Origin of the sequence: Candidatus Zymogenus saltonus (assembly GCA_016929395.1) — a bacterium.
GTDB lineage: Bacteria > Desulfobacterota > Zymogenia > Zymogenales > Zymogenaceae > Zymogenus > Zymogenus saltonus.
Genome location: JAFGIX010000054.1, coordinates 106,631 through 119,144 on the forward strand (window position 1 = coordinate 106,631; position 12,514 = coordinate 119,144).

Sequence of the window (12,514 nt, forward strand, 5' to 3'; positions counted from 1 at the left end):
GCTCTCTCCCCCCCTCCTCCTTACCTCCCTCCTCCCCTCTCTGACAAACCCTCTTGGACCATAAAGAAGTTACTTTATTTTAGCCTCTTCCCTTCCCTTTATGGTGAACTTATCAAAGAACTCGTAGACTACCGGGATGAGGTAAATTGTAAAGACGGCCGAGAAGAGAACGCCCCCCATTGTCACGAAGGCCATGGCCGTCCTGTGGCCGGCTTCTGCGCCCCCCAGGGCCTGGGGGATGATCGCAAAGGCTATGGCGAGGTTCGCCATGATGATCGGCCTTAACCTTACGGGAGAGGCTTCAACTATCGCTTCTCTACAGCTCATTCCGCCGTCCCTCAAGATGGAGGTATAGTCCAGGATAAGTATGGCGTTGTTGACAACGATCCCCACAAGCATTATCATCGCCATGAGGGAGAGCATGTTTATGGTCTGCCCGCCGACGAAGAGCCCAACGGCGGTTCCTATGAGACCCAGGGGAAGCGTCAGCATTATAGTTATGGGGTGAACAAAAGATTCGAGGATCGCCGCCAGTACGATATACGTGAGGATTACGGCGAGGAGGAGCGCCTGATAGAGGGAGGCAAAGGACTCCGCCTTTGTCTCGCTCTGTCCTCCGAGCTTGAACGCATACCCCTCAGGGGTATCGATCTTTTTGGCCTCATCTTCGATCTTCTTCTCAAATTCGCCCACGGTTCCCGATCCCACGTTCGCCATGACCTCTACCAGGTCCTGGCGATTGTGCCTTTTGATCTCCGACTCCCCCCTGCCCAAAAACACTTCCCCCAGCTGCTCTATGGGGACCATCCCCTTGGGCGTTTTTATCCTTATTTCGCCGAAGACATCCTCTTCGCTCCTGTCCTCCTCGGAGAGTCGCACCTTTATGTCGTATTCCTCTCCCCCCTCCTTGTAGAGGGACGGGACGATCCCCTCGTAGGACGCCCTGAGAATTGTGTATATGTCCGAAGAGTTCACACCGTAGCTGGCTATTTTGAACCTGTCCGGAATGAACCTGATTTCTGGGGATGGGAGCTTCTCCGATGTCTCCACGTCCACGAGCCCCTCCATATCCTTGACGATCTCCTCCATCTCCCCCGCAAGGGCTGAAATAGTCTTTATATCCGGGCCCGTGACGTTTAAGACGAGATCTGCTTCAGCCTCTCCCCCTCCGGACTCCTCCATTATGCCGATATCCGCCCCCGGTATGTTCGCCAGATCATATCTGATCTTGTTGACGAAATCCTTTGTCAGAATGTCCCTCTCGGATATGTCGACAAGCCTCAATATTAATTGACCCTCGTTGACTCCCTTATTCTCTCCGCCGACCGTGCTGAATAAGGTTTCAATCTCCTCATATTTTCCGACTATGCCGGAGATCTCCCCGATAACCTCTTCAGTCTCTTCAATCCTGACTCCGGGTGGAAGCTCTACGTTTATGCTTAAATAGCCCCTGTCGCTGTATGGGAAAAATTCCCCCCCGACAAGAGCTATGAGAAAGAAAGAGAAGAACAAAATTCCCACGGTGGCCATGACGGCCTTCTTTTTGTTTTTGAGACACCAGTTGAGGGATGACCTGTATTTGAGAACCAGGTTGTCGTAGCCCTTATCCCACCTCTCGAAGAATAAGAGAAGTCTCTTATTGACGGCGGAGACGTATTTCAGTTGAGAAAACTTGAGGGAGATTGCCCCCTTTTTCTTTTGGCCCAAGAGCTTCGAGGCGAGCATCGGCGTCATCGTGAAGGAGACGAGAAGGGAAAAGATCGTTGCGAACACAACGGTAAGCCCGAACTGCTTGAAGAACTGCCCCACAATCCCGCTCATGAAGGCGATGGGGGTAAAGACCATGATGTTTGTCAGGGTGGAGGCCCCCACCGCGATGGCAACCTCCGATGTCCCCTTGATGGCGGCTTCCTTCGGCGGCTCCCCCGCCTTGATGTGCCTGTTTATGCTTTCGAGAATGATGATGTCGTTTGTGGCGAGGATACCGATCGATATACCCAGCGCCATAAGCGTGATTACGTTTATCGTAAAGCCCGCAAAATATATGAGAATGAAGGTCGCAATGATGCTGGTGGGGAGGTCCAGCGTGGCAATCAATGTGCTCCAGATGTTGTGCAGAAAAATATAGAGGAAAAAGGCGGTTATGATAATCCCGAGGATGAGGTTTATTATAACATCGTTTACGGAATCCACGATAAACGCCGACAGGTCTCTCGCAATCCCTATCTCGTATCCCTCCGGCATGGTCTGCCTCAGCTCATATATGGCCTGGAAAACCTCCGCCGCGATCAATACTGTGTTGGCGTCGGATCGCTTCGAGATGGCGATTCCCACCGAGGGTTTCCCCTGAAATTTTGCCGATTCCCTCCTCTCCGCAAATCCATCCACTATCTCGGCGATATCGGACAGACGCACCGAGGCTCCCGTGGGGGTGGCTATGGTTGTGTTCTTGATATCTTCAATCGATGTAAACTCGCCGGAGACCCTAAGCACAAACTCTTCGTCCTTCGATGTAAGACGTCCCAGGGGGACGTCCTTGTTCTCGGCCCCGATAAGATTTGCAAATTCCGTGATGGTGAGGTTGTGGCGGATAAGGGCCTCCCGGGAGACGTTGACCTGAATCTCCCTGACGAGTCCGCCCACGACCTCCACCGAGGCCAGGCCGTCGATCTTGTTTAACCTGTCCCTGACCGTTGTGTCGACGTATTCGTAGACTTCGTTCAGGGGGCTGTCCGCGGAGATGGAAAGGTTCATGATCGGCAGTGCGTTGATGTCGAATTTTACTATCTCGGGCTGCTCTATGTCCTCGGGCAAGTCTGAAAGTATTGCGTCGACCTTGTCCTTTACCTCTATCGACGCGAGGTCCACATCCACGCCCAGCTCAAATTCAATCAAGATAATGGATACGCCTTCTCTGGATGTGGAGTCGAGATTCTTTACGTTGCTTACGCTGCTTATCTCGTCCTCGATCTTTTCCGTGACCTGGCTCTTCACTTCGGAGGGGCCCGCCCCCGGATATATCGTTGTGATGGTCAGATAAGGAAAATCGATATTAGGGAAAAGGTCAACGGTGAGGCGCGAATATGAGAAAATTCCCAGAACGACAAAGACCAGAATGAGCATAACCGTGGTAACTGATCTTCTAACCGCAAAAGCTGTCCATTTCATCTATTTATCCTTGTTGTGAATGAGCACGAGATTTTCTTCATCCGAAAGCCTGTTCTGGCCCCGAATTACAACCCTGTCCCCGACCTTCAATCCCTCCTTCACCTCGGTGTTCTCGTCGTTTTCCCATCCCGACACTACCTTCTTCTTTACGGCCTTGCTCTCGCTGTTTACGACGAATACAAAGGTCTCGTCGCCCGTTTCCACCAGGGCCTTTTTCGGTATGATAAGGACATCTTCCGCGGAATATATGAGGATCTCAAGATTGGTGATTGTTCCGGGCTTGAGGAGACCTTCGTTGTTATCCAGAAGGATTTTGGCCTCGAACAGCCCGGTGTTCTTGTTCGCCGAAAGGGAGATCGTCTCCACCTCCCCCGTCACCGTAACGGTTTTTTCGGGGGTCTTAAGGACGACCCTTGCGGGCTGCCCCTTCTTGATAAAGAGGGCCCTGCTTGAGCTGATGTTGAGCTCCACCCTCACCTTATCGATAATGGCGACCGTTGCGATTATCTCTCCCGACACAATCGGATCACCCTCGCTTACGGTTATCTCCGTTACGATCCCGTCAATAGGAGAAGAAATCTTGACACTGTCCTTTGAGGCATCATAATCGGCCCTGGCGACTTCGTAGGTTGTCAGGGCGATTTCGTATTCGCTCTTGGAGACGGCTCCGACCTCGTAAAGCTCCTTTACCCTTTGGTAGTTTCTCAAAGCCTGGAGATATGTCGCCTTGTCCTGACGGTAGTGTCCCGTTGACATTCCCGGGTCATCGGGATTGAGGGAGACGATTACATCCCCCTTTTTTACCTTGTCCCCTTCACCGAAATGTATCTTTGTGACACGGGTGGTTAAATTGGTTGTTAGCTCGGACTGAAGCATCCCCCTTATCGTGCCGGAGAAGGATCTGTACACCTCTAAACTCCCAATTTTTGCCTCCGCCACGTCCACGGGAATGCCGCTTTCCCCCTGTATCTTGTCTATAGACTTGACCTCCTCTTTCACGAGATAGCCGTAGATCCTGACGGCGAAGAATAATACTATAAAAAGGGCTATTAACCCAATCCCGATTCTTGTCATGGAGAGTCGTGAAAACCTCTCCTTAATCCTGTCTATTAGTTTTGAAACGTTCATTTTTTTTCAACTTTCCTTCCTGTTAGCTTCCCTATCCATAAATAAAATAGAGACATTATTATGGATGATATTCGTTGTCCTTGATTAAACAATATATGATACCAGATTTTCCCCCGCTGTGAAATCAAAAAAGTATTTTCGAGCCTTAAAAAAATTGGCGGTGGATAAAAAGATGGTTCCTATCATAAACTCGATAAAATCGCAGGGGCTGAGACACCGTGAAGTAAAAGAAAATACTGTCCTTCGCATACTTGCCTTGATTTTCTAAAAAAAACGCATTATGAATGGCACTTCATTCATTTTTTTCTTGACAAGCCTTATTTATTTGGTAAAATAAACTTGAAAATAAATAAAACTTCCCCACCCCCATCTTAAAGGATTGCACGCGGAAGAGATAATGTCTCACTATTTCCCGTTGAGTTGACTTCTTGAGACATAGAAACGAATAAAGGATGGGGGTTTTTTTATGCCTTTTGTTGTATTGTTTTACAATACTTGCCATATACGCCATATTCGTTCGTATTCATTCGATGTATCGGGAGCGTTTTCTCCCCGCACCTTAAAAGAATCTTCCCCCTCACGTTAATTCTTACAGAAGATCCACCGCCGTAAAGCCGCGGATTTTTTGGACGCTTTAATTAAATACGACCGTTAGACTTTTCTGCTAAAATGGTGGAAGAATTGTCTCCCCGAGAAGGTAGACTTGCGGCCGGTCTGATATCGCGTTACCGACCGGGCGACTGACGATAGGCATATTTTTATAATATATACGTGTCGGCTGACCGTTTCCACTTCCGTGCCCAAGTATTTTTAAAACCGTGCCGTTTTAAACCTTTTTATCCCCTATCCCTCAACTTGATTTGAGCGATTACCTCTTTGGCCTTGCTGGCGAGCGCCCTGTCACCCCTCTCGGCAAGCGTCGTTAGGCTCGGCAAGGATTTTTTTGTGCCGATCTTCCAGAGGGCCTTTAAGACGGCGTTCTGAACGATTTGGTCTTCCCCCTTTTTGCCGGCGGATCTTACCTTATTTGACAGCTTGTCCAGCCATTTTTTATCGGGAGTAATGAGATCCAAAAGGATGTCCTCGACCCTCTTTTCAGTGGAGATATGCACGTTGCCTATGAGGCTTAAGGTGTTGATCGCCTCGGCCTTGAATTCTAATATCTGGTTTTTGTCGACAACATTTTTCACTGTGCTCTCGTCTATATTTAAAATATTGAGCAGTTCGATGAGCACCCTCTGCGATTTAAGGGAGAATTTTCCGATGCACTCGACGGCGCGTCGACGTACCCGGATGTTTGGATCTCTCAATGCCCTTAAAAGAGTCGGCTCCGCCGCCGGCCCCTGAAGCGTGCTTATGGTGTTTACGGCCTCTTCCCGAACCCTCGGCTTTGAATGCCTGAGGAAACCCGAGATCAGATCTATTTGACCGCCCCCCCCGATCTTGGACATAACGGCCAGCGCATTGCGATAAAGGTACCAAGGGTTCGAGGGATTCTTGAGGATGCCGACTATTTCATTTATTGCGAAGTCGCCCATCTTTATCAATGTGTTGACCGCGGAGGACCTTACGGTCTTGTCCTTGCTGTCCATAAGGGTTTGAACCAAGAGATGAACGCCGTATGTTCCCAAAAGCTCGATCGTATTTTCGATCTGAGCCCTTGACCCGCTCTTCTCGTCTCTAAACTTCTCCTCCAGCGAATCGATCGAGTCTTCCCAGATAAATTTGATCGGTTCCTGAAGAGGCAAAAAGGTGCTCTTTCTTAAGCGGGGATAAAGCTCGAATTTTGCCTCTACGGACTTGGTGATCAAGGAGATCAGGTCGTATTCCTCCTGCTCCAGAAGGTCGGGCAATATTCGCCTGAAAAGCCTGACCAACAGGAGGACGTCGTCTTCCGTTACGGCCTCGTAGAACTTTTCCATGTAGAAAGAGGGATTTTCCCTGAATTCCTTGACGAGGGTCAGGGTATTGACGTGGTCTTTTACGGCCTCGGGCAGCTCTTCAAATTTCAGAATACTGTAAAAATAGAGCTGCTCGAAAAATCTCTCGCTCCCCTCGATCCCCTCGAGAACGACCCTCTGAGACACCCACTTGAGAATTCTCTTGACGCCCTCCATGCGGGCCAGAAGCGCCGGATGGCCCGGTTTCTCCTTTAATTCCTCGCTGATCTTGGTGAGCTCCTCAAAAACGTACTTGGAGGTCGGCAGGAGAATCTGCATCGGGAAGGACTTCACTATTATCTGCTCCAGGTCTTCGGCCTCGATCACCGCAACGTGCTTTGCGATCACGTGGCAGTTGACGACGATATCCTTCAGCATGTGAGGCTCCCTTAAGGGTCTCACGATGTCCTGAACGATACGGATTTTCATGGCCTGGATCTCTTCCTCGCTTTTTCCCCTGAACATGGGCAGGACTTTCAAGTCTTTCGCGAGCCTCTGGATGGCCATCTCCACCCGCCAGGGAAGCTTCAGTTCGAGGATGATCATGTCGTCCATGAAGACCGTGGATACCTCGGTGACTTCCTTTTCGACCAGGGCGTTGGTGAGGAGGCTTCCCACCTCTCCCGATTCACCTTTGTCCACGGCGGGGTCGCTCATGATATCGATGAAATTGTTGAACTCGTTGAGGGTGAGGGTCTTCTTCATGGAAAAGCTGACGAGGCTCTTTCGGTTGAAGTACTCCTTAAACTTTGGTATAAAGATAGACGCCTGCTCCGATCCGATCAATCCCCTCAGGCTGACCTGATCTTCAAGGATACCCGAGATCAATACGTCGGAGCGCTCCTTCGATTCCTGATTCAGGAGGGTCAGGTCTGGTCTTTCTCCGACCGCCGCCTGAAACTCGTTGTATATGCCCTCTTTCGCATCCCTGCTTCCGGGGTGATCCGGTGCATAGTAGCCGGAGCGGAGCATTGCCTTGACCAGATCCAGAATAAATGCAACTACGGGCTCCATTCGCCCCCGCTCTTGAGAGCTGAACTCTTTCTTTACCCTGTCGGCCATAGGTGCCGGAAGAGGGACGGTCGATTCGGGTTCCTTTTTCTCTATCTTTTTTACCGTGTCACGGTCGCGGATCAGCCTCTTCAGCCTTTCAATTCTATCCCCCGTCAGGGTCGAAGGGAGTCCGGCCTCTTGGGCCCTCTTTATCAGCTCCCTCTCGTAGGCCGTGGAGATCCTGCTGCGGCCCCTGATCTCCGTCTCGGATTGTTGTGTTGGGGCAAGGGGGGTGTCTGCGCTTTGTAATCTGTCCAGGAATTGCGTTTCCCCCTGGGGAAGGTGTATTGCTTCATGTTTCACGGTGTCGGCCCCGGCCTTGTCACTTGAGGAAAATCCCAGCATTTCGGAATACGTCTTGCTTCGCTTCAGGTTTCCCTCGAGTCTTCTTATGGTTTCCCACTGTCCGCTGTTGAAGTGCAGGGTCATTCCCATCTTTCGTCCCGTTGTCTCGGCCCTCTTTTTATCGACGGAAGACGCCACCCTGCACTGTACCACGAATGGCTCCGGGACGTCGGGGATGATAAGCGTCAACAAGACGGGAGTATTTACGGGCGGGGGCGTTGAAGTTGGGGCAAAAAGCCTTGAGTTAACGATCTCGCTCTGATATTGGTTGAAAAACGCCTTAGGAGAAGAGTAGCGAAGTTTCAGCTTTTTTACTGCCAAGGCCATGAAAAATCCTCGCTTGCGGCAAGTGGCTTGTTTCTGACGAAATCGTTCTTTATTTTGTCGACGGTGTCCTTAAACACAATTCCTGAATGTTTCGGTCATCACTTCAGGCAATGGGATATTTGAATTTTATTCTATCGTGGAATTGGGCTGTCAAAAAGCGCGCTTAATCACATTATTTTATTTAGATTTTACATCATTGTCAATCAATAAGGAATCAACGCTGCATTATCGATGTGTAAAATAGCGACGTGGAAATTGGATGCGAGGCGCCCGGGATTCTATGCTCTCTTTTCTGCTTTTAAAATTTTTAATCGAAAGCATTAAGTTTGGTAATAAAAGCTTGAATTCACTTTGCATTTTTGATATTTTTGTTAAGAATTTTTAAACTCTTTATGTGGAGGTTGCTATGGTGTTCAAAGATATGTTGCCGAATCAAGTGTTTCATCTTGCTATGATTACTGGTGAAGAAGTACTGGGGAAAAAGGGTTTAAACGCCTTGTTAAACTATACCAAGCTGCAAAAATTCATCGACAACTACCCGCCTTACAATATGGATTTAGAATATACTTCGGAGGAATTTAATCGACTAATGGCGGGTTTTATTGCCATTCTTGGAGAGAAGGGCGCAAGGCCGATAATGTTCCGCGCTGGTGTCAGGGTTTTTGAGATAACTCATGAACAATTCCCGGACCTTTTTAATATTGACGGGATAGAACCGGAAAAAAGGTCCCCTGAAAAAATGTTTGACGAGTTTAAGAGGATATACCAAATAATAGTTGACGCTTCAATAGCCATCTATGGGGAGGTCTACAAATTCTACGATTGTGAAGAGGGTGCAACTTTGGAGATGTCGCCCTGCCTTTGGTGTGTCGGATTAAAGACGGAAAAGCCGATATGTTTCGCGCAGGTGGGATTTCAATACGGCGTAACCCGATGGATTTTAGGCAAGACCGTAAAGATAGAGGAAACCGAATGTATCGCCTGTGGAGACGATAAATGCAAGTTTGTAATTCACAGGCCCGAATAGCTCAACTTTCCTTTTAGATTCATATCGCTTAGATTTATCACTACATCATAAAGGAGTCTTCTGAAAGGTAATAATAGGCTGTCCTATTTTTAGCTCAACTGTTGGTGGAGAAAAAAATGGAAAAACGGAGTTTTATGAACAGATTCATCATCCCTGTTTTGATCGTCTTCGTCGTAATGTCCGTATCGTGGATTGTCTACAACCTCTCGTGGCGGCTCGACAACGACACGATTCATCAACTCCTCGCCGACATCTCCGGAACTCTGCTCTTCATTTCGATCACCTTTGGCGTCATTGTCGTCTATTCCATGGCGTTTTTCAGGAGGGCGTCGCTTTTGGAGAGAGTGATCGCCTCCTTCGTCAATCCCGCAATCTGGGTAATAAAGGAGGTCTTCAGGATGTTCACCTCCTTTTCAATTACGGAGTCCCTCTATTTTGCGGCAAATCCGCTGGTCGTCTGGCTGGTGTTGGGGACGATAACCCAGATGGGATTGCTGGAGATAATCTTGAGGTGGAGGCTCAAGAGGCGCGGAGAAAAAGTCAAGGTCTTCAACATCCCCGCGATTCTGGCGTTTGCCCTGGGCCTCTTTCTGGTGATAGTCCTCTATGCATGGGGGAGGGGCGAAAACGTCTTCAGCTTCTATCTCGAGATGTACAGGGCGATCTTTGGGGCCGGCGTGGGGATCTAAACAGAATTTTTAACGGTAAATGAAAGGAAAAGAGAATAGAGACATTATGTTAAAAGGTGTTTAAAAGAGGGATTAGATGTCATTCCCGTGAAAACGGGAATCCAGCAGATACTATATTACTATTCTGGAGTCATTTGTATCGCTGAGGATGATAAAACAGAAATGGAATCGAGAAGCATTGGGTATTTTGAAGAGGGACCATTTTGGGGTTTTTTGAGAGGGCTTTTATCGCGGGAGAGTTAGAAAACTTGTTGGTCGAGGTAATAAAATGTCTGACGATAAAAAGAGAGAGTTTTTTAATAACTTCATTTCCAGAAGGGATGTTCTGAAGGCGGCCGGGGCCGCGTCCGCCGCGGGGATGATGGGACTTATGCTCCCCGGGATTGCAAAAGATGCCTTCGCCTCTCCCTTTCCCAAGGGAAAACCGAATATATTATTTATCCTGAGCGACAACTGCAATGCGGACTTCATGGGATTTGTGGGGCACCCCTTCCTCAAGACTCCCAATCTCGACAGGCTGGCGAGGGAGGGGGTAGTCTTCGACCGGGCCTTTTGTACCACCGGTCTTTGCAGCCCCAGCCGGGCGAACTTCCTGACCGGCACATACCCCACAACCCACGGGGTCAAGAACAACCACACCCCCTGGACGGGCCAGAAGACGATCTTCATGGAGTATCTCAAGGACGCCGGCTACGACACCGCGTTCGTAGGGAAGTTCCACCTGCCGGGGAAGGGGCTCCCCGACCTGCCGTTTCTCGATCTCTTCATGTCATTCACCCAGAAGGAGAACCAGGGGAGCTACTACAACTGCCCCCTCGTGGTGAACGGGGTGCCGACCCCATCGAGAAAGGAATATTTGATCGAGGAGACAACCGACTGGGCACTCGACTTCATGAATCAAAAGAGGGGAAACCCGTTCTGCCTCTACCTCTCCTACAAGACCGCCCACTTCCCGTTCCTCCCGCCGAAGGATCTGGCGGGAATCTACAAAGACGAAGAAGTTAATCTTCCCAAGGAGGTCGACTCGTGGCTGGGGAGGACCAACGGGAACGTCTTCGAGGGGACGATGGTGGGATCCTTGCCCGCCCTCTACCGGAGGTACTGCGAGGCGATCACCGGCATGGACAGGGAGATCGGGCGGGTCTTGGCGAAGATCGACGAGATGGGCATCGGGGAAAACACGATTGTGGTCTACGCCTCCGACAACGGCTACATGTGGGGCGAGCACAGGATAATAGGGATTAACTGGCCCTACGAGGAGTCGATCAGGCTCCCGTTCATCGTCCGTTGCCCCTGGCTCGTAAAAGACCCCGGTGCGACGAGGCCGCAGATGATCCTGAACGTCGACCTCGCCCCGACGCTCCTCGATATTGCCGGGCTTCCGATACCGGAGGATATCGAGGGGGACAGCTTCATCCCGTTCCTGGTGGACGGCTCTGAGTCGGGGCGAAAGGCTTGGCTCTTTGAGTACTTTAAGTATTTCCCCGAGAACGTCCCGAACATCTACGGCCTGAGGACCGAGACCCACAAGTACTTCGAGTTCGAGAAGGGGATGAAGCCTAAACTCTACGATCTCGTCAACGACCCGAAGGAGAACAACAACCTTTTCGGCACGCCGGAGGGGGAGGCGCTTCTTCCCGGGTTGAAAGCGATGCTCGAGGAGCTTAAGGTCGTGAAGACCATGTAGGTTGCCGTCGGGTCGTCGTCGGTCAATATCGAGAAAGAATGGGAATTGAGATATGTCGTGTAAAGAACAACCTGGAGGATTTTTGCCCGCTGGCATGTTGACGGGCCTATTGATATGGGGTGATCTCTAAATAGGCAGGCCGGTGGAGGGAGTGGCGATGTTTTGTACGTTCAAAGCCCGGGGAGGTTCCCTCCGGGCTTTTTATAAAAAGGTGTATTCCGCCTGTTTGTCATGCAACCGAGTGCGGGAGAGGGCGGGCGCCCTACTACTTCCGCGTCCGCCAATCCATAGCAGGTTTGGATTTGTCACCTGAACTGATTAGAAAATAGTGCAGTCATCCGACTGAAAACGGTTTCCTTAAAACACGAAGTCGGCTCTAATCCGATCCGGGCGCTATCCCCGCTATCTTGAGAAAGTTCCTGAAGATCACAACTCCGTCCCCATGTCGCATCGAGGAGTACTCCGGGTGAAACTGAACCCCGTAAATCGGTTTCGTCTTGTGCCTCATCATCTGAACGCGGCATGTCTTCCCTACGCCGAGTAAGATAAAATCCTCCGGCAGCGGATCCACCTGGAGCTCGTGCCAGAAATACGTCCTTATGGGGGATGACAATCCCTCGAGGATCGGGTCCTCGGCCACGAGCTCAACCTCGATAAAGCCCTTCTCGACCGTCCCCAAGGGGACGATCTCCGACCCGTAGGCCTTACCGATAAACTGGTGCCCCCCGCAAATCCCTAAGACCGGAAGCTCCGTCTCCCTTAAGAAACTAAACAGTCCCTCCATTTTCTCGAAGTCGTAGGTGGAGAGGGGCTGCTTGTATCCGGATAGAATAACCGCCGCAGGTTTGTGGGAGTCGACTAACTCCTTCGTTACGTCGAGGAAATGGACGATAACGATGTTGACGTCCGTCTCCTCGTCGAGGAAGCTTCCCGGCCCCCTCCACTCCAGCGGCCACGAGTCGTTCGAGCCCATATCCACCAGAACTACGGTCTTGAGGTCCTTGTCGATCTCTGCCGGCGTCCAGAGGGCGTTCGTGAAGACCCTCGGCGGCACCTTGTATATCTCTATTATCCCTATCCACGCCGCCACTAAAACGACCGCAACGGCGGCGGCGATTTTGACCGAAAACTTTTTCATCTTCATAATCAG

At 50.3% G+C, this 12,514-nt stretch carries 7 protein-coding genes; 3 read left to right on the forward strand and 4 right to left on the reverse strand.

The window, feature by feature from the left end:
• Positions 1-69: 69 nt before the first annotated feature.
• The 3 genes from JW984_10865 to JW984_10875 all read right to left on the reverse strand — a co-directional run bounded on the left by JW984_10865 (position 70) and on the right by JW984_10875 (position 7,961).
• Positions 70-3,168: an efflux RND transporter permease subunit gene (locus JW984_10865; protein ID MBN1573684.1), complete on the reverse strand. Its 3,099-nt coding sequence runs from the start codon at positions 3,166-3,168 to the stop codon at positions 70-72.
• A complete protein-coding gene (locus JW984_10870) occupies positions 3,169-4,296 on the reverse strand; it encodes an efflux RND transporter periplasmic adaptor subunit (protein ID MBN1573685.1) in 1,128 nt (375 codons plus the stop codon).
• A gap of 836 nt (positions 4,297-5,132) precedes the next feature.
• On the reverse strand, positions 5,133-7,961 hold the full coding sequence (locus JW984_10875) for a HEAT repeat domain-containing protein (protein MBN1573686.1): 2,829 nt from the start codon (positions 7,959-7,961) through the stop codon (positions 5,133-5,135).
• Positions 7,962-8,367: 406 nt separating this feature from the next.
• On the opposite strand from JW984_10875, the gene JW984_10880 reads away from it, so the two are divergent.
• The 3 genes from JW984_10880 to JW984_10890 all read left to right on the forward strand — a co-directional run bounded on the left by JW984_10880 (position 8,368) and on the right by JW984_10890 (position 11,364).
• Positions 8,368-8,988 carry a hypothetical protein gene (locus JW984_10880; protein MBN1573687.1) on the forward strand — a complete coding sequence of 207 codons (621 nt, stop codon included), beginning with the start codon at positions 8,368-8,370 and terminating at the stop codon, positions 8,986-8,988.
• A 116-nt stretch (positions 8,989-9,104) separates the two neighbouring features.
• Positions 9,105-9,677 (forward strand): hypothetical protein, encoded by a 573-nt coding sequence (locus tag JW984_10885; GenBank protein MBN1573688.1) that lies wholly within the window; start codon positions 9,105-9,107, stop codon positions 9,675-9,677.
• A gap of 268 nt (positions 9,678-9,945) precedes the next feature.
• Positions 9,946-11,364, forward strand: a complete 1,419-nt coding sequence (locus JW984_10890) for a sulfatase-like hydrolase/transferase (GenBank protein MBN1573689.1) — start codon at positions 9,946-9,948, stop codon at positions 11,362-11,364.
• A 376-nt stretch (positions 11,365-11,740) separates the two neighbouring features.
• Here JW984_10890 and JW984_10895 read toward each other — a convergent pair whose 3' ends face one another.
• The gene (locus tag JW984_10895) at positions 11,741-12,508 is read right to left on the reverse strand and encodes a gamma-glutamyl-gamma-aminobutyrate hydrolase family protein (GenBank protein ID MBN1573690.1); all 768 of its coding nucleotides are present in this window, start codon (positions 12,506-12,508) and stop codon (positions 11,741-11,743) included.
• Between the last annotated feature and the right edge of the window lie 6 nt (positions 12,509-12,514).